General features: G+C 72.4%; 13 protein-coding genes. 7 read left to right on the top strand and 6 right to left on the bottom strand.

Annotated elements, in window-relative coordinates:
* The first annotated feature begins 145 nt into the window (after positions 1-145).
* The 3 genes from ACIRD8_RS12100 to ACIRD8_RS12090 all read left to right on the top strand — a co-directional run bounded on the left by ACIRD8_RS12100 (position 146) and on the right by ACIRD8_RS12090 (position 6,654).
* Positions 146-1,603 (top strand): NCS2 family permease, encoded by a 1,458-nt coding sequence (locus ACIRD8_RS12100; protein ID WP_403989341.1) that lies wholly within the window; start codon positions 146-148, stop codon positions 1,601-1,603.
* Between the two features lie 44 nt (positions 1,604-1,647).
* A complete protein-coding gene (locus ACIRD8_RS12095) occupies positions 1,648-2,787 on the top strand; it encodes an XdhC family protein (protein ID WP_403989339.1) in 1,140 nt (379 codons plus the stop codon).
* Between the two features lie 105 nt (positions 2,788-2,892).
* Positions 2,893-6,654 (top strand): S8 family serine peptidase, encoded by a 3,762-nt coding sequence (locus tag ACIRD8_RS12090; RefSeq protein ID WP_403989337.1) that lies wholly within the window; start codon positions 2,893-2,895, stop codon positions 6,652-6,654.
* An 85-nt stretch (positions 6,655-6,739) separates the two neighbouring features.
* On the opposite strand, the gene ACIRD8_RS12085 is transcribed toward ACIRD8_RS12090, so the two are convergent.
* The 5 genes from ACIRD8_RS12085 to ACIRD8_RS12065 all read right to left on the bottom strand — a co-directional run bounded on the left by ACIRD8_RS12085 (position 6,740) and on the right by ACIRD8_RS12065 (position 11,009).
* The gene (locus ACIRD8_RS12085; protein ID WP_403989335.1) at positions 6,740-7,573 is read right to left on the bottom strand and encodes a DUF3626 domain-containing protein; all 834 of its coding nucleotides are present in this window, start codon (positions 7,571-7,573) and stop codon (positions 6,740-6,742) included.
* 62 nt (positions 7,574-7,635) lie between these two features.
* Entirely contained in the window at positions 7,636-7,800 is a 165-nt protein-coding gene (locus ACIRD8_RS12080) for a hypothetical protein (RefSeq protein WP_403989333.1), read from the bottom strand.
* Between the two features lie 131 nt (positions 7,801-7,931).
* Entirely contained in the window at positions 7,932-8,357 is a 426-nt protein-coding gene (locus ACIRD8_RS12075; RefSeq protein WP_403989331.1) for a DUF3291 domain-containing protein, read from the bottom strand.
* Between the two features lie 148 nt (positions 8,358-8,505).
* Positions 8,506-10,053, bottom strand: a complete 1,548-nt coding sequence (locus ACIRD8_RS12070; protein ID WP_403989329.1) for a peptidoglycan-binding protein — start codon at positions 10,051-10,053, stop codon at positions 8,506-8,508.
* Between the two features lie 224 nt (positions 10,054-10,277).
* Positions 10,278-11,009, bottom strand: coding sequence for a nitroreductase family protein (locus tag ACIRD8_RS12065; protein WP_403989327.1), 732 nt, complete (start codon positions 11,007-11,009; stop codon positions 10,278-10,280).
* A gap of 289 nt (positions 11,010-11,298) precedes the next feature.
* On the opposite strand from ACIRD8_RS12065, the gene ACIRD8_RS12060 reads away from it, so the two are divergent.
* The 3 genes from ACIRD8_RS12060 to ACIRD8_RS12050 are packed head-to-tail and all read left to right on the top strand — an operon-like array spanning position 11,299 to position 13,727.
* On the top strand, positions 11,299-11,532 hold the full coding sequence (locus tag ACIRD8_RS12060; RefSeq protein WP_403989325.1) for an acyl carrier protein: 234 nt from the start codon (positions 11,299-11,301) through the stop codon (positions 11,530-11,532).
* The gene (locus ACIRD8_RS12055; protein ID WP_403989324.1) at positions 11,529-12,803 is read left to right on the top strand and encodes a beta-ketoacyl-[acyl-carrier-protein] synthase family protein; all 1,275 of its coding nucleotides are present in this window, start codon (positions 11,529-11,531) and stop codon (positions 12,801-12,803) included. Before ACIRD8_RS12060 ends, ACIRD8_RS12055 begins: the two co-directional genes overlap by 4 nt.
* Positions 12,804-12,821: 18 nt before the next feature.
* The gene (locus ACIRD8_RS12050) at positions 12,822-13,727 is read left to right on the top strand and encodes an alpha/beta fold hydrolase (protein ID WP_403989322.1); all 906 of its coding nucleotides are present in this window, start codon (positions 12,822-12,824) and stop codon (positions 13,725-13,727) included.
* 54 nt (positions 13,728-13,781) lie between these two features.
* Here ACIRD8_RS12050 and ACIRD8_RS12045 read toward each other — a convergent pair whose 3' ends face one another.
* Positions 13,782-16,196: an endonuclease/exonuclease/phosphatase family protein gene (locus ACIRD8_RS12045; protein WP_403989320.1), complete on the bottom strand. Its 2,415-nt coding sequence runs from the start codon at positions 16,194-16,196 to the stop codon at positions 13,782-13,784.
* 488 nt (positions 16,197-16,684) lie between these two features.
* Here ACIRD8_RS12045 and ACIRD8_RS12040 point away from each other — a divergent pair, with 488 nt between their 5' ends.
* Entirely contained in the window at positions 16,685-17,938 is a 1,254-nt protein-coding gene (locus ACIRD8_RS12040; RefSeq protein WP_403989318.1) for an ROK family protein, read from the top strand.
* Positions 17,939-17,940: the final 2 nt, after the last annotated feature.

The raw sequence follows: 17,940 nt of genomic DNA, 5'->3' as shown, positions 1-17,940 counted from the left end.
CCCGGAGTCATCGCACAACCGCTCCATCTGCACGAAGAGTTCGCCTCGGGCCGTCCCCCGGGTCGTGCGCCTCGCAGTCATCCCAAATCCCGCAGTCTCCAGAGCTCCACGCGGGTGCCCCTGTGAACCTTGGGAGTCAGGCAACATGACCCAGCAGTCCGTGGAACCCAGGACGAGCGCGGAGGACGCGGGCCCCGGCTCGCGCGTCCCCGCCGGACGGTCCTGGCTCGACCGGTACTTCCACATATCCGAACGAGGATCGACCGTCGCGCGCGAAGTGCGCGGCGGCGTCACGACCTTCATGGCCATGGCGTACATCCTCCTGCTCAACCCGCTCATCCTCGGCGGCAAGGACGTCGACGGCCAGCTGCTCGGCCAGCCGGGCCTGATCACCGCCACCGCGCTCGCGGCGGCGGCCACCACCCTGCTGATGGGCTTCATCGGCAAGGTGCCCCTCGCGCTCGCCGCGGGGCTCAGCGTCTCCGGTGTGCTCGCCTCGCAGGTCGCACCGGCCATGACCTGGCCGCAGGCCATGGGCATGTGTGTGATCTACGGGCTGGTGATCTGCCTCCTGGTGGTCACCGGACTCCGCGAGATGATCATGAACGCCATCCCGCTGGCGCTGAAACACGGCATCACCATCGGGATCGGCCTCTTCATCGCCCTCATCGGCCTCTTCAAGGCCGGCTTCGTCCACAAGGGGACGGCGACGCCCCTCTCCCTGGGCCCGGCGGGTGAGCTGGCCGGCTGGCCGGTCCTCATCTTCGCCGTGACCCTGCTCCTGATCTTCATGCTCCAGGCGCGCAACGTGCCCGGCGCGATCCTGATCGGCATCGTCGTCGGTACCCTGGCCGCGATCCTCGTCAACGCAGTCGGCGACATCGACCCCAAGGCGTGGAGCAGCGGCCCGCCCGAGCTGAGCGGCAGCGCGGTCTCCTCACCGGACTTCTCGCTCTTCGGGGACGTCGAGTTCGGCGGCTGGGGCGACGTCGGCGTGATGACGGTCGGCATGATCGTGTTCACGCTCGTCCTGGCCGGCTTCTTCGACGCGATGGCCACCATCATCGGCGTCGGTACGGAGGCGAAGCTCGCGGACGACAAGGGCCGGATGCCGGGCCTGTCGAAGGCCCTGTTCATCGACGGCGCGGGCGGTGCGATCGGCGGTGTCGCCGGCGGCTCCGGACAGACCGTGTTCGTCGAGTCGGCGACCGGGGTAGGTGAGGGCGCCCGCACCGGGCTCGCCTCCGTCGTCACCGGACTGTTCTTCGCGGCCTGCCTCTTCTTCACCCCGCTCACGGCGATCGTGCCCGCCGAGGTGGCCTCCGCCGCCCTGGTCGTCATCGGCGCCATGATGATGCAGAACGCCCGGCACGTGGACTGGAGCGACCGCTCCGTGGCCGTACCGGTCTTCCTCACCGTGGTCCTGATGCCGTTCACGTACACCATCACCACCGGTGTCGCCGCGGGCGTCATCTCGTACTCCGCCATCAAGCTCGCCCAGGGCAGGGCCCGCGAGGTCGGTGTCTTCATGTGGGTCCTGACGCTGGTCTTCCTCGTGTACTTCGCCCTGCACCCCATCGAGAGCTGGCTGGGCGTCAGCTGACGCCACGCCGCCCCCTTTGCACCTCAGTCAGAAGGAGACACGCCATGCTGGACATCGCCGAGGAGCTCCACCGGTGGGTCGGGCAGGGACGCGTGTTCGCCGTGGCCACCGTGGTGGCCGTCGGCGGCAGCGCGCCCCGGCAGCCGGGCGCCGCCCTCGCCGTGGACAGCGAGGGAACGGCCGTCGGATCGGTCTCCGGCGGATGTGTGGAGGGCGCGGTGTACGAGCTGTGCCGACAGGCGATCGAGGACGGCACCCCCGTGCGCGAGCGCTTCGGCTACAGCGACGACGACGCCTTCGCGGTCGGCCTGACCTGCGGCGGCGTCATCGACATCCTGGTGACACCGGTGCGCGCGGACGACCCCGCGCGCCCGGTGTACGCCGCCGCGTTCGCCGCCGCGGCCGAGGGCCGGGCGGCGGCGGTCGCCCGTGTCACCGAAGGGCCGGACACCCTGCTCGGCCGCCCCCTGCTGGTCCACCCCGACGGGACGTACGACGGCGGGCTCGGCGGACACCCCGAGCTGGACCGCACCGTCGCCGCCGAGGCGCGCGCGATGCTCGACGCCGGCCGTACCGGCGAGATCGTCGTCGGCGCCGAGGGCTCCCGCTGCGGCAGCCCCGTCACCCTGCTCGTCGAATCGAGCGTCCCGCCGCCCCGGATGATCGTCTTCGGGGCCATCGACTTCGCCGCCGCCCTGGTGCGCGCCGGACGGTTCCTCGGCTACCGCGTCACCGTGTGCGACGCCCGCCCCGTCTTCGCCACGGCGGCCCGCTTCCCGGACGCCGACGAGATCGTCGTCGACTGGCCGCACCGTTATCTGGCCACCACCGAGGTGGACGCGCGCACGGTGCTCTGCGTCCTGACGCACGACGCCAAGTTCGACATCCCGCTGCTGGAACTGGCGTTGCGCCTGCCCGTCGCCTACGTCGGTGCGATGGGCTCGCGCCGCACCCACCTGGAGCGCAACGAACGGCTGCGCGAGGCCGGTGTCAGCGAGCACCGACTGGCCGCCCTGCACTCGCCGATCGGGCTGGACCTCGGAGCCCGTACCCCGGAGGAGACGGCCCTGTCGATCGCGGCGGAGATCGTCGCGGAGCGGCGCGGCGGCAGCGGCCTGCCCCTGAAGGGCGCCCACACCCCGATCCACCACGAGAGCGGCACGCGACTGGCCTCGGTGGCCTGATCCGGACCACCGCCGGCTGTTCACGGCGGGCGGGTTGCCGCCACGGCGGTTTCACGCCAGGGGTGAAGCTGTCCGTGGCCCCGGATTTACCGGTAGATCAGCTGCATGACAATTTCCCCCTCCTCCGGGTCCGGCCGGGCGAGACCCGCTCGTGCGGGACGCAGGGCTCTGCTCATAGCGACCTCGGTCGCCCTCGTGAGCGGTGTCATGCTCCCCGCGGCGGGTTCCGCGACCGCCGCCGCCCCGAAGCCGTCGGCCGCCGCGGACCGCCGGGCCCCCGAGGCGCCCCGCGACTACGACATCACGCTGATCACCGGCGACGTCGTCCACTACTCGGACGGCACCGGCAACCAGGACACCGTCACCGTCGACCGCCCCGACGGCGCGGAGGGCGGCGTGCACGTGCAGCAGGCCGGGGGAGACATCTTCGTCATCCCCGACGAGGCGAGCACCCTCATCGCGGCCCGGAAGCTCGACCGCCGGCTGTTCGACATCTCGACGCTGGTCGAGATGGGCTACGACGACGCGCGCTCCGGTGGCATCCCGCTGATCGCCACCTACCCTGCGGGCACGGCGCGTTCGCTTCCCGCCGCCCCACGCGGCAGCGAGGCGGTGCGCCGGCTGGAGTCGGTGAACGGTGCGGCGCTGAAGACCGACAAGGACGACGCCCGCGCGTTCTGGAGCGACATCTCCCGTACGCGGAAGAGCCGTTCGCTGGACAAGGGCATCGCCGCGCTGTGGCTCGACGGCAAGGCCGAGGTGGCACTCAAGGACTCCGTGCCGCAGGTCAACGCCCCGCAGGCCTGGGCCGAGGGCTACGACGGCAAGGGCACCACGGTCGCCGTCCTGGACACGGGCATCGACGCGACGCACCCGGACGTCAAGGACCGCGTCACGCAGTCGAAGAGCTTCGTCCCCGGTGAGGAGGTCGTCGACCGGAACGGCCACGGCACGCACGTCGCCTCCACCATCGCGGGCTCGGGCGCGGCGTCGGACGGCCTCAACAAGGGCGTCGCCCCCGCCGCCGACCTGATCGTCGGCAAGGTCCTCAGCGACGAGGGCTCCGGCGCCGACTCCGGCATCATCGAGGCCATGGAGTGGGCGAAGGCCGAAGGCGCCGACGTCGTCTCCATGAGCCTCGGCTCCAGCATCCCGGACGACGGCACCGACCCGATGTCCCAGGCCGTCGACGCGCTCTCCGCCGACGGCGGACCGCTCTTCGTGATCGCCGCGGGCAACTCCTACGGCGCGGGCACGATCGGGTCGCCCGGCTCGGCGGCCAAGGCGCTCACCGTCGCCGCCGTCGACAAGAGCGACAACCGCGCCGACTTCTCCTCGATGGGCCCGCTCGTCCGGTCCTACGGCCTGAAGCCGGACCTGTCCGCCCCGGGTGTCGACATCAACGCCGCCGCCTCCCAGTCGGTGCCCGGCATCGAGGGCATGTACCAGTCGATGTCCGGTACGTCGATGGCCACCCCGCACGTCGCCGGCGCCGCGGCCATCCTGAAGCAGCGTCACCCCGACTGGTCCGGCCAGCGCATCAAGGACGCGCTGATGAGCTCCTCCAAGGAGCTGGCCGACCACTCGCCGTACGAACAGGGCACCGGCCGTCTCGACGTGAAGGCGGCCGTCGACACGACGATCGAGGCCACCGGCTCCGTCGAGGTCGCCTCGTACGACTGGCCGCACTCCGCGTCCGACCCGGTCGCCGAGCGTACGATCACCTACCGCAACACCGGGACGCGGGACGTCACCCTGAGCCTGGCCACCGACACGGACTCGAAGGCGTACACGCTCTCCGCGTCCACGCTGACGGTCCCGGCCGGCTCCACCGCCGAGGTGGTGCTGTCGCTGGACCCGTCCCAGGTCCCGAACGCCACCCAGTTCTCCGGGCAGGTCGTCGCCGTGGACGGGACCGGCGCGACCGTCGCGCACACCGGCTTCGCCCTGAACAAGGAGCAGGAGCTCTACGACCTGACGCTCCAGCTCCGCGACCGGTCCGGCGAGCCGATGGACGGCATTGTCGTCATCGCTGAACTCGGAGACCCGAACCTGGGCGTCGTCGCCGTCCCGGGTGACACCACCCTGCGGCTGCCCCCGGGCAACTACACCGCCTGGTCCGCCGCCGACATCGACGGCGACCGTGCGGACTCCAAGGCCGTCGCCTTCCTCGCGGCCCCCGAGACCATCCTGGACAAGGCCACCACGGTCACCCTGGACGCGTCGAAGGCCCGCAAGGTCAGTGTGCGCACGCCCAAGGAGACCGAGACCAGGCAACTGCGCTACGACATGGCGCGCACCGCCCCGGACGGCACCGTCCAGCGCGACGCCTTCCAGATCCCGCTGACCTACGACCAGCTGTGGGCGAGCCCCACGAAGAAGGTCACCCAGGGCAGCTTCAGCTTCCTCACCCGCTGGCGCCAGAGCGAGGAGCTGATCGACCTGACGGCCGACGGCCACGACGTCCCCGTCACGGTGCAGAACGGCTCGGCCGTCGCCGAGGACAGCGAGCGGAAGCTCACCGGTGTCTTCGCGGGCAACGGCGGTACGGCCGACTACGAGGGCCGCGGCGTCAAGGGCAAGGCCGTCGTCGTCACCCGGAGCGACGCGGTCCCGCCCGCCGACCGGCTGGCCAACGCACTCGCGGCGGGCGCCAAGGCGCTCTTCGTCGTCAACGACGGCCGTGGGGTGGCGATGGAGAGCTACGCGCCGTACGGCGAGCAGACCACGATCCCCGTCGCATCCGTGCAGAAGCTCGCGGGACAGACCCTGATCAAGGCGGCGCAGCGCGGCAAGAAGCTCTCCGTCGACCAGAAGAAGTACGCCTCGTACGTCTACGACCTGGTGGACCGTCATGACGGCGCCGTCCCGGACCGCTCGCTGGCCTTCGCCCCGGCGGCCCGTCAGCTCGCGAAGGTGGAGAACACCTTCTACGGCCACAAGGCGACACTCGGCGGCGGATACCGCTACGACATCCCGGACTACGGGCCGGGCTTCGGCTTCGAGGAGTACGAGAAGTTCCCCGGCACCCGCACCGAGTGGGTCAACCCGCTGCCCGGCGACTCCTTCTGGTACGAGAACCACTCGGTGCTGAACGCCGACGCCACCGACACCGCCGCCGAGATGCGCAGCGGCGAGCTGGACTACACGGCGGGCCGCACCTACCGCGCCGAGTGGTTCGCCCCGGTCACCCGCCCCCGCCTCGGCACCGGGTACTGGGGTCCGTTCCGCACCGCGTCCAACGACCTGCAGTTCAACATCACCCCGTGGACGGACGCCGGTGCCGGACACTCCGGTTCGATGCCCATGGACGAGTACGACACGACCTCGTACGCCTTCTACCAGGGCGACACCCTGCTCACGAAGGGTGCCGGCCGCGCCGGCTACGTGGGAGACCTGTCCGCCGACACGCTGCCGTACCGGCTGGTCATCGACTCCGCCAGGGACGCGGACACCTGGAAGACCTCCACGCGCACGCACAGCTCGTGGGAGTTCGAGTCGGGGGCGCTCGACGAGGGCGGCCCGGGCCGGGAGGACATCCCGATGCTCCAGCTGGACTTCGACGTCGACACCGACCTCGCGGGTGACGTCAAGGCCGGCCGCTGGACCGAGGTCGGCCTGTCCTCCGGTACGCAGGAGTGGCTGGACGGTGCGGTGAAGGCGAAGAAGGCCTCGCTGTCGGTCAGTTACGACGACGGGAAGAGCTGGAGCGCGGCCGAGCTGAGCAAGGGGCCGAACGGTTCCTGGACCGCCGGGTTCAGGACGCCGGGCAAGGGAGCCACCTCCGTCTCGCTCAAGGCGCACGCCGAGGGCCCCGGCGGTCTCGCCGTCGACCAGGAGATCATCAGGGCCTTCGGCCTGAAGTGACCCGCTGAACGGCCCGCCCGAGGTGGTCCCGCATCCCGCGTGGGGATGCGGGACCACCGCGTCGTACGGCCGGACGGCGGACCGCTCAGCGTCCGAAGCGTGCCAGGCAGTGCCAGACCCGCTTGAGGTCCTGCGGATCGTGGCGCCCCGTCAGGGCCGCCTCCCCGATGATCCGCGCGTCGAGGGACCCGCCGACCGCGAGCGCGGCGCCCAACTCCACGTACTCCGGGCCCCGGTACTCCGGATGGCGCCTCAACTCCTCGGTGGCCAGCCGGAATCCGGCGTGCCATTCCAGGGGGCAGGGCAGCTGGCGGGCGGCCTTCTCCACCGCCGTGCCCTGGAAGCACGGGTCGAGGACGAGGGCCTCCACATGACGGTCGAGCCGGACGGGGCCGTGCACCTGTGCCTCGATGTAGTCGTCCAGGGCGTCCCGTACGTCCGCCTCGGCGAGCGCGACGAGCTGGCTCCCGGCCGCCGCCACACCGAAGTCGGTGGGCTCCAGGAAGCTGTCCGGGTAGCAGAACGTGGCACGGGGAAGCGCCTCGGCGCTCAGCCTGAAGTGCGCGGACCCGAAGCGGGGCGCCGCGCCGTAGGGGGAGCCGCGGAAGTCCAGCGCACCGTAGACCGGCCGCTCATGGACGCTCGCACCGTCGTAGGCCCCGCCGAAGATCCGGCTCTCCCAGCGCCACCGGTCACCGCCCGGGTGCGCGGTGAGCCCGCCGTTGCTGGTGCCCGTGACGAACTGGGAGACGTACACCCTGTCCTCCGCCAGCCGTTCCAGGACCGTGAGGCCACCGTTGACGCGGTCGGGGTGGAAGTTCAGCGTCACGCGCAGGGACGGGTCCAGGGGCGGCCCCGTCGACAGCGAGGCCACATGGCTGAGGGCCCGCGCCCGAGCGTGGGAGAGGTCGGCGCTCATCGGCCCATTCTGCCCGAGCGCCGACCGTGGGAGCAGGCGGCCTGCTTGCCGGCGGTCCCTCCTCAGCGCCGACGGGCCGCCTTCTCCCGCGCCTTGCGCCGGGCGACGGTGTACGTCGACCAGTCGCCCCGGTGCCGGTCGCACCGGGAGGCGCCCTTCATCGCCAGTCGCTGACAGCGCGTGCCCTTCTGCGTGGGTGCTCCGCATGCCGACTGCGTACGAGCCATGTCCGACCGCCCTCCGGGTCCCGTCGGCCGGGTGCCGACAGCGCCCAGACTCGCCCGGGGGCGTGGTGCGCGGGAAGGCGTACCCGCGCCTTCCGGGTGCGCACCGGAGCGCACGGGCGGCCGGAGCGGTGTCAGGGCGTCGCGTTCTCCTGCCCGGCGGCTTCGGTCCCGCGCTGCTCCTCGATGCGCCGCTTCGCCTCGTCCCAGGTGATCGGCAGCTCCCCGACCGGCGCCTCCCAGAAGGTGAAGGTGGAGGAGAGCATCGTGGGCCTGAGCGCGGTCATGATGCCGCGGTGCGGCTCCGTCCCGGCGAAGGCGTAGACCGCTTCGCGGCTCTCCCAGGCCGAGAGGGTGAAGAACACCCGCTTCAGCGGCTGGGCGACGAGCGAGGCGCCGAAGGCCCCCGGCGCGGACCTGACCTGCTTCCACGCGGCCATCGACTTCAGGAAGAAGCGCGGTACGTCGCGCAGCGAACGGACCTCGAAGCGCGAGGCCATGACCACGGTCGTGCCTTCGGACGGAGGCGGCTGAGGGGTGACCCACGGCAGAGTCGGCATCGCACTACTCACCTTCGGTATAGATAGTGGTGCTGTCTGCTTCCTATGTTAGAGAGTGGCACTCTCCAATGCCAGTGGAATACGTCGGACACCAGGCCGGCCGGCACCGCGGGCGCCCCGCGCCGGGCGGGCGCGGGGCGGGCGGGTGTCAGCGTCCGGACTGCAGCGCCGCCCAGGTGTTCGGGCCCGCGCTGCCGTCGACCGACAGCTTCCGCGTGCTCTGGTAGTCGCGTACAGCCTTGTCCGTGTTCGCGCCGAAGGCCCCGTCGACGGCGACCGTTCTGCCCAGCGCCGCGGTCAGCGCCCGCTGGAGCCGCTTCACCGGCTCGCCCGACGCGCCGGTCACCAGCGTCGGCGTGGTGCCGGCGGAGAGCAGCGCGGTCCAGGTCTGCGGGCCGACCGTTCCGTCGGAGTCGAGGCCGCGGGCGGTCTGGAACGCCCGTACGGCGCTCTCCGTCCTGGCCCCGAAGATGCCGTCCTCGGTGCCGGCGTCGTACCCCTGCTGGTTGAGCAGCGTCTGGGCGGCCTTCACCTGGGGGCCCGTCGAGCCCGTCTTCTGGGCCGTGTACGACGTGAAGCTCAGCCCGTCCGCGCCGCTGCCGGAGCCGCCGCCGACGAGCTGCATGTAGTAGGTCCAGTTCCAGTTGGCGCCCGGGTCGGTGTGGTCGTTCCCGGGGGCCTCGCTGTGCCCGATGATGTGCGACCGGTCCTTGGGGATGCCGTGCTGGTCGCACAGGTACGACGTCAGCGCCGCCGAGGAGCGGTACATGGTGTCGGTGAACCACGACGGGTCGTCGACGAACCCCTCGTGCTCGATGCCGAGTGACGAGGCGTTGGCGCTCTTGGCGTGGTACGCGGTGTCCTTGTCGCGCACCATCTGGGTGATCTGGCCGTCCGAGGAACGGACCACGTAGTGGGAGCTGACCTTCGATGTCGCGTTCTGGAACCAGCTGATGGTTCCGGCGTACGAGCCCTGCGTGACGTGGATGACCACCTTGTCCACCGTCGCCGTGCGTCCCGTGGCGAAGTTGGCGGAGTTGGCGGCCACCCAGAGCGCCGCCGGGTAGTCCTGGCTCTTGGCGGTGATGTCGGCCTTGGCGAGGGGGCCCTTCTCGGGGGAGACGGGGCGGGAGGTGACCGTGATCTGCTCGCCGCCGGTGACGGTCGCCCGCAGCCCCTGGGCGAGGAAGGTGTAGACGGTGTCCGCGTAGAGGGCGGCGACGGAGCCCTCGGTCCCGCTGTAGCGGGCCACGGCCGGGTACCAGGCGTCGATGTCCGCCCGCGCGGCCGGGTCCAGGCCGAGGGCGTCGGCGTGGCTCCGCAGCACGGCGGCGCCGCCCAGGATGTTGGCCTCGGTGTCCTCGCGCAGGTCGGCCGTGGACTCACCCGTCAGTTCGGCGGCCTTCTCCAGGGAGTGGTTGACGGGGTTGCTCACGAGGTGCATCACCCCGAAGCCGTTGTCCTGGCTGGGGCGCCCGGCGTGTCCGTCCAGGTGCGTCTCGCCGTAACCGACGGCGGCGAGCAGGTCGCGCGGTACGCCGTACTCCGCGGCGGCCTGCTCGAAGGCCTGGTTCATCGGGTCCGCGTCGGCGGGCGCGGCGCCGGCCGGATGGCCCGTGGCGACGAGGGCGGTGACGGTGAGAGAGGCCAGAACGGCTGCGCGGCCTCGGGTGTGGTCGGCGGGACGTCGGGGCATACCTGCTCCAGGTCTGTGGGGGAGGGAGAGGCCGCCGGGCCGGGTGGGGTGGCCGGGGCCGCTGAGTCCGCACAGGCTACCCATCTGCTATGGGCATGACAATGACGCCTCCGTGTGTCCAAATGCCTTTCACTCCAATGGAGTTGAGGTGGCGGCGGAGACTCTCGGGCAGACCGCCCGGGGGGCCGTCACCCTCCGGGGAGGGCGACGGCGCACGGGTGCCGCTACCAGCGGTTCCGGTGGACCACGTCGGCCACCGGACGGCGGCGGACGGGGCCGAAGTTGCCCTGCGGCCATCCCACCGGAATGGCGGCGAAGGTGTGCGTGTCCGACGGGATCCCGAGGGCCTTCTTCCACTCCTGCTCCAGCATCAGGTGCCAGATGGTGAGGTTGGCCGCGAGCCCCAGCGCCCGCGCCGCGAGCAGGACGTTCTGGACGCCCGGATAGACGCAGGAGCCCTCCGCGAGCGCCTGGAAGCGCGTCTGCGTGTTCGTCATGTGTTCGAGGCCGGCCGGGCCGAGCGACTCGGCGTAGATCCCGAGGCCCTCCTCGTCGAACTCCGCCTCCGGGAACTTGTAGCAGGGGATGATCAGCGCCGGGGTGTCGGCGAAGTGGTCGCGCTGGTGCTCGATCGCCGCCACCATCCGCCCGTACGCCGCGTCGCCCATGCCCTTCGGCGCGTGCTTGCCGGTCGTCGCGAGGTACGCGTCCACGCACCGCTTCCAGAGCGGGGCCAGCTCGGCCATTACCGCGCGGTCGGTGACGACCACGTACTCGTAACACTGCATGTTGCCGCCGCTCGGCCCCCAGACGGCGGCCTGTATGAGCTGGTCGATCGTCTCGTCCGGGACGGCGTCCGGCTTGAGGCGGCGCATGGCGCGCATGGTGGACATGGTCGGGAAGAGGGCGGGCCCGTCGGGCGCGGGCGCGTCGGCGTACACCGTTTCGAAGGTCATGATCGCGGAGTGTACGGCTCGCGGTGCGGAACGGGCAGACCCGCCGGCGCCCCCGTTCCCTCCCCGCCCCGTGCGCGTCGTGCCGACGGCCCGGAGCGGCCGAACGCCCCTGCGCCGAAGCGGAATTCGTACACCTGGCCATCCCCCCTCCTCACGGGGGAACGGGGTCGGGAGCGCCGGCCGCGAAGGCGTATAAAGGGTCCCTCCCGAGCAGCCGGCGTCCCCGATGGCCATCTCACCCCCCCACGCGGCCGGCGCCACCGCGTCCCGAGAGCGGAGGAGCTTCCCCATGAGCACCTCGGAAGAGATCAGCGCCTTGCTCGTCACCAGGTTCGGAACCGCTCCGGAGGCCATCCGGCCCGAGGTGCCGCTCCGGCAACTGCGGCTGGACTCGCTCGCCCTGGAGGAACTCCGGCTCCTCATCGAGGACCGGATGGACGTCGATCTGGAGGACGTCGTCCTGTCGTCGCGCGACACCGTCGGCCGTCTGGTCGAGGCCGTGTGCACCAGGGCCGGCGCGTGACGGGCCGGGGGCCGTTCGCACGCAGGTCCGCCCGGCCGGGCATCGAGCCGTTCGCCGCAGCCGTCACCGGGGTCGGTCTGGTCACCGCCGCCGGCGTGGGGGCCGAGGCGGCCTGGCGCGGCGTGTGCGGCATGGCGGGCGCCCCCTCGGTGCCGCACCTGCCGGAACTCGACGGGCTGCCCTGCGACTTCATGTACACCGTCGACGCCCTGGACACCGAGGCCGCCCTCGGGGTCGCCGCGCTGCGGCTGATGGACCGCTTCTCGCAGCTCGCCGTGGTCGCCGCCCGTGAGGCGGTCGCCGACGCGGGGCTCGACCCCTCGGTCTGGGACAGCGGACGGGTCGCCGTCGTCATCGGCTCCGCCCACGGCGGCCTGCCGTTCTACGACGAACAGCACACCACCCTCACCGAGCGCGGCGCGCACCGCGTCTCCCCGAAGCTCGCCCCGCTGAGCGTCGTCAACGGCGCCGCCAGCAGCGTCGCCATGGACCTGGGGGTGCACGGCCCGAGCCAGGCCGTCTCCACCGCGTGCTCGTCGGGCACCGTGGCCATCGGAACGGCCCACCAGATGCTGCGCACCGGGGCCTGCGACATCGTCGTCGCGGGCGGCGCCGAATCCGTCCGCTCCCGGCTCCTGATCGCCAGCGCCTGCCGGATGCGGGCCGTCTCCACCCGTCGCGACGACCCCCGGGCCGCCTGCCGTCCCTTCGACACGCACCGCGACGGCTTCGTCGTCGGCGAGGGCGCCGGCCTCCTCGTCCTGGAGCACCCCGAGCACGCCCGCGCCCGCGGCGCCACCGTCCGCGCCCGCGTCGCCGGCTACGGGGCCTCCAGCGACGCCCACTCCGCCGTCGCGCCCGACCCCGACGGCCTCGGCATCGAACGCGCGCTGCGCACCGCCCTGGACGACGCCGGCCTCGACGCCTCCGACATCGGTCATGTCAACGCCCACGGGACGTCGACCGTCGCCAACGACCTCATCGAGGCGGTCATGCTCCGCCGCGTCCTCGGCGAACACCCCCTCGTCACCTCGACGAAGGCCATGACCGGACACACCCTGGGCGCCGCCGGCGGCATCGAGACGGCCCTGACCGTCCTGGCGCTCCAGCACCAGCTCGTCCCGCCGACCGGAAACCTCGACGCCCCCGACCCCACGATCCCCGTCGAGGTGGTGAGCAAGGAGGCCCGGCACGCCGCGTTCGACTGCGCCGTCAAGACCTCGCTCGGCTTCGGCGGCCACAACGCGGCGCTCGTGCTCACGAGGGCCTGACCGGAAGCGAGGAGCATCATGCCCGAGGAGATCATCCGCTCCCTCACCGTGGACGGACTGCGTTACGGCTACCGTCTCCTGCCCCGCGACCCGGCCGCGGGCGGAGCACCCGCCACCGAACCTGTCCTGGTGATCGGCGGCGCGCTGCAGGGCATGTTCGGCTGGCCGCAGATGGACGACCATCTGGGCCCGGTGGCCGACGTGGTGACCGCCGACCTGCCCGGCATGGGCTCCGCCGACCCGCTGCCGCCCGGCCCCAGCGCCCCGGTCCTGCGCGCGGCGGTCACCGGGATCATCGACGACCTGGGCGCCTCCCGGATCAACCTCTTCGGCTTCTCCTACGGCGCGGCCATCGCCTTCGGCTGCGCGCGCCACGACCCGGGGCGCATCGCCCGGCTCGTACTCGGAGGCGTACCCACGCACATCGGTGAGGACCGGCGGGCCTACTGGCACCGGGCGACGCAGGCGCTGGCCGACGGGGACACGGAGGGCTTCGCGGCGCTGGCCGCCGACGGGCTGATGTGCCTGGACCCGGAACGCCCGGTGCACCGGCGGGAGTTGGCCCGGCGTTATGTGCGGCGTTCCTTCCTGCACGCGCTCACCCACTCCGCGCACGCCGCCGACTCGCTGAGGCGGGCGCTGGGGGACCCGCCGGACTTCTCCGGCGGACTGTCCGGCGTACCGGCCCTGGTCTTCGCCGGGGAGCACGACACGGTGACGCCGCCGGAGCTCCAGCGGGAGTTCGCCGCGACGATCGAGGGGAGCCGTTTCCTCACCCTCCCGGAATCCGACCACTGGGTCGTGCTGGAGCGGTCCGAGGACGTCGCCGCGCTCGTGACCCGCTTCTTCACCGACCAGCCCCTCGATCCGGCCGTAGCCCGGCTCCCGCACCAGGCGCGGGCGGGCTCGCCCGCACCGCGCTGAGCCCGGTGGGTCCGGGGCGGCGGCCCGCCGGGGCCGGCCGCCACCCCGAGTGGGTCAGTGCCGGTGGCCCCGGCCCTTCACGTCGATCCGCACGATCTGCGGGTCGTGGTCGCTCGCCTGGTCGGCGAACTCCGCGTTGATGTGCACCACGTCGTAGTCGAAGCGGCGGACGGCGGGGCTCGTCAGGATGTGGTCCAGCGTCTGCGAGTTGCCGTCGTAGACATAGCTGTACTGCTCACCCGCGGGCAGCGTCGTGATCAGCGGCTTGAGCACCTTGCCCTTGGTCAGCGTCTTCACCGTGGGGGAGAAGGCGAAGTCGTTCAGGTCGCCCAGCGTGACGACCTCGGCCGACCTGTCCGCCTTCAGCAGCGAGGTGACGAAGGTGTTGACCTCCGCCGCCTGGCGCACGCGCTGCGTCTCCGAGCTGCGCACCGGTTCCTGGTAGCGGCCGTGCAGGGACTGGTCGCCGCCCTTGGACGCGAAGTGGTTGGCGATGACGAACACCGACTCACCACGGAAGCGGAACTCGCCCACCAGCGGCTTGCGGCTGCTGTCCCAGGCCGTGCTCGTGGGGTTGATCCGGCCGGGCGAGACGGAGAGCGTGGCACCCTTCTTCGTCTTCACCGCCTTCACGGCGGTGGTCGCGTCGCCGCCGGGGCGGTCCACGAAGTCGACCCGGGCGGGGTTGAAGAGGAAGACGTTACGGATGTTGCCGCCGGGCTCACCGCCGTCCTTGCCGTCGGCGGGGGCCACGTAGCGCCACGCGTACCGGGGGCCGCCGGCCGCGACGATCGCGTCCGTGAAGCGCTTCAGCGTCGCCTCGGAGCCCACGGTGCCGTCGTTCACCGCACCGTTGTCGTCCTGGATCTCCTCCAGCGAGACGATGTCCGGGGACGAGAGGCTGACCGCCACGCCCTGGGCGAGCGTGTCGAACTTGGTCTGCGCGTCGTTCGCGTCGAGGTTCTCCACGTTGTACGTGGCGACGGCGAGCTCCTGGCGCTTCTGCTTCCGCGTCACCTCGCGCTTCAGGCCGTTGTCCTTCAGCGTGCCCAGCCGAGTGGCCTGCACGTTGTAGCCGCCGTACGACGCGTAGTCGACGACGCCCGTGGTGGACCCGGACAGCACGTCGCCCACATCGGCGGCCGGGACGGGCTGCGCGGCGTCCAGCGACATCACCTTGAGGCGGCCGGTGTTCTGGTCCTCGTAGGAGGAGTACAGCGTGCCGCCGCGCCGGGTCGGGTTCTCCCGGGGCTTCACCGTCACCCAGACCTCGTCGTACGCCGTCGTCGCGCCGGTCACCCGGGTGTCGGCCATCGTGACGCGGGAGCCCTCCAGCGACTCGTACAGATCCAGGGCGTACGCCGCCGGGTCGAGGGCGAGGGACTCGATCGAACCGCCGCCGGCCGTCGGCACATAGGTGTCCGGCACCGAGGCGGCGTCGAGGACGACCGCGTCCGGCAGCGGGTTGCCCGAGGACAGCACCGTGGTCAGCGGGGCGGTGATCTGGGTGAGCGACTGGGCGTCGGCGGCCGGGTAGTACTCGGCGACCTTGCCGCTGACCAGCACCGAGTCGCCGACGGCGACGGCGGGCGCCGCGGAGCCGGTGTAGACGAACAGGCCCTCGCTCGTACGGGCGTCGTCGTCCGGTGCCGTGTCCTGGATCCAGAAGCCGCGTGAGCCCGTGGTCCGTACGCCGGTGACGACGCCGGGGACTCCGGTGACCGCCTGCCCGGCGAGCGGGGAGAGGCGGGTCGTGCCCTGGATGTCGTGCACCCGGACCGTGCCGGGCTCGGTCGGACCGCCGGGCTCGCCCGGCTCGGAGCCCCCGGACGTCTCGCCCGCCGCGTTGACGGGCGTCGTGGCGCCCGCCGTCAGGTCGGCGGCGTTGTCGTCGGTGTCCGCGAGCGACGTGCCGCGCGCCACGGACGCGGTGGCGGAGGCGCCCGCCACCGGGCCGCTGCCCTCGCGCACCACGGCGGAGCCGTAGCCCACGAGGTCGACGATCCGGGTGTCGGCGGCGCAGTCCGCCGCGGTCCTGCAGGTCAGCGGGGTGGTGCCGGAGACGAGCGCGACGGTGCCGCTCGCCGCGGACATCGCGACCGTGCCGGTCGCGTCGGCGGCCGGCAGGGCCACCGTGCCGCCGGTGCCCGCCGCCTGGGCGACGAGGTAGCGGCCACCGGGCGCGACGGCGCCGGACAGCGCGGAGACCTGCCACAGCGATCCGGCGGAGGGGGTCCCCGGAAGGTACTGGACGCTGTAGCCGGACAGCGCGAAGGAGCTCTGGCCGGCGTTGGCCAGCTCGATGTAGTCACGGGTGAGCGTCGCGCCGGAGTTGCCCCCGCCGCCGTACACCTCGGAGATGACGGCCGACGACGACGGTGCCGCGAAGGCGGCGGGCAGCGCGGTCACCGACAGGGTCACGGCGACGGCGGCGGCCAGCAGGGCGGAGCCGGGTCTGGCTATGTGCACGGGAACTGCCCCCAGTTGTGTAGTGAGGGCCAAAAACTATGCGCGTAGAACGGTCGTGGCAAGAGACCGGAGGTTAATTCCGGGCGTCATCCCAGCGCCGCCGCCGGGCAGTTGGGACGCCGCCCGGACCGCGCCCGGGCGCACCGGGTCCGGCGTCCCACCCTCCGGCCACGGCGTCCACGATGCGGGCAGGTGTTTGACCGTCTTACGGCGTTGCGGATACGTTGCGTGACATGCAGCGATCCGCACACCTGACGACGCGAGGTCATGTCGACCTGAAGCGCGTGTGCTCCGCGGCGTGTCACCGGGACTGAGCACCTGAGAGTCCGCACGCGCCCGGAGGATCTGCTTCCTCCCCGATTTCGCGTGGGACGCCCCGTCACGGCCCAGCGGACGCCGGCCGGCACGATGCCGTCGCGTTCCGTCATGAGACCCCTTCACGGGCTGCTCACCTCCACGCCCGCTGCCATCGAGGACCTGGAAGACCTGTGACACGTCTGCCTGCGCCCACCCGCGGTTCCCGGCCCCCGCGCCGCTCCGAGATCCCCTCGACCGGGCAGGCCCGCCGTGGTGCGGGCACGGGCTCCGTGCTGGGCGCGATCCTCGACCACGGGCCGGTGGCCCGCTCCACCGTCGCCCGGCTCACCGGTCTCTCGCCCGCCTCGGTGACGGGCCATGTGGCACAGCTCCTCTCCCGCGGTCTGGTCCGGGAGGGCGCCGAGACGACCGGGCCGCGCGGGCTCGGACGCCCCCACGTGCCCGTGGAGATCGACACCTCCCGGTTCCTGGTGGCCGGGGCGCACATCGCGGTCGCGCACTCGACGGTCTCCCTGATGGACCTCCGCGGCCGGGTCGTCGCCGAGGACCGCAGGCCGCACCTCGACACGCACCCCCGCCGGATCCTCGACGACCTGGCCGCCCGGCTGCCGCTGCTGACGGACGCCCATGCGGCGGGACGGCAGGTGCTGGCGCTGGGCGTCGCCACCGGGCACCGGGTGGACCCCGCCGCCGGAGTCGTCGTGGAGCATCCGCACCTCGGCTGGCGCTCCGTTCCCGTACGCGAGATCCTCTCCGCCGCCACCGGGCTCCCGGTCCATGTGGACAGTCACTCGCGGGCGCTGGCACGTGCGGAGCAGATGTTCGGCGAGGTGTCGACGCGGCGCAGTACGGTGCTGCTCTTCATCGGCGCGGTCGTCGACGGGGCCTTCGCCACCTTCGGTGAACTGCACAGGGGACCGCGCTCCGGCGCCGGCAGCGTGGCCCATCTCCCCCTGGGATCGGGCGGATCGGGCGACGCGGAGCCCTGCGGGTGCGGGCGCACCGGCTGCCTGCAGTCCGAGGTGTCCGAGCGGGCCATGATCCGCCGCGCCGCCGCCCAGAGCCTGTACGTGAGTACGTTCCAGGAGCTGCTGGACCACGCGATGGCCGGGGAGCCGCGGGCCGTGGCGCTGTTCCGCCGCCGCGCCCGGCTGGTGGGCAGGGCCGCCGCCCTCCTCCTCGACATGTTCGACCCGGAGTGCCTGGTGGTGGTCGAGCCCGGAGCGGGCCGGCTGCCGGAGTGCCTCGCCGACCTCCGGGAAGAGGTGGGGATGCGCTCCTCCGTCTGCGACGACCCGGAACGGGCCGTCGTGCCCAGCAGTTTCGTCGGATCGGTGCTGGCCACAGCCGGCGGAGCGGTGGCGCTGGGCGCCCTGTACACCGACCCGTTGGGCCCGTGGGCCGCGCTGCCCGCGGTGTCCTGAAC

The sequence above is a fragment of the Streptomyces sp. NPDC102451 genome (assembly GCF_044765485.1).
Classification (GTDB): domain Bacteria; phylum Actinomycetota; class Actinomycetes; order Streptomycetales; family Streptomycetaceae; genus Streptomyces.
This window is presented reverse-complemented; position numbering and strand designations above follow the sequence as displayed.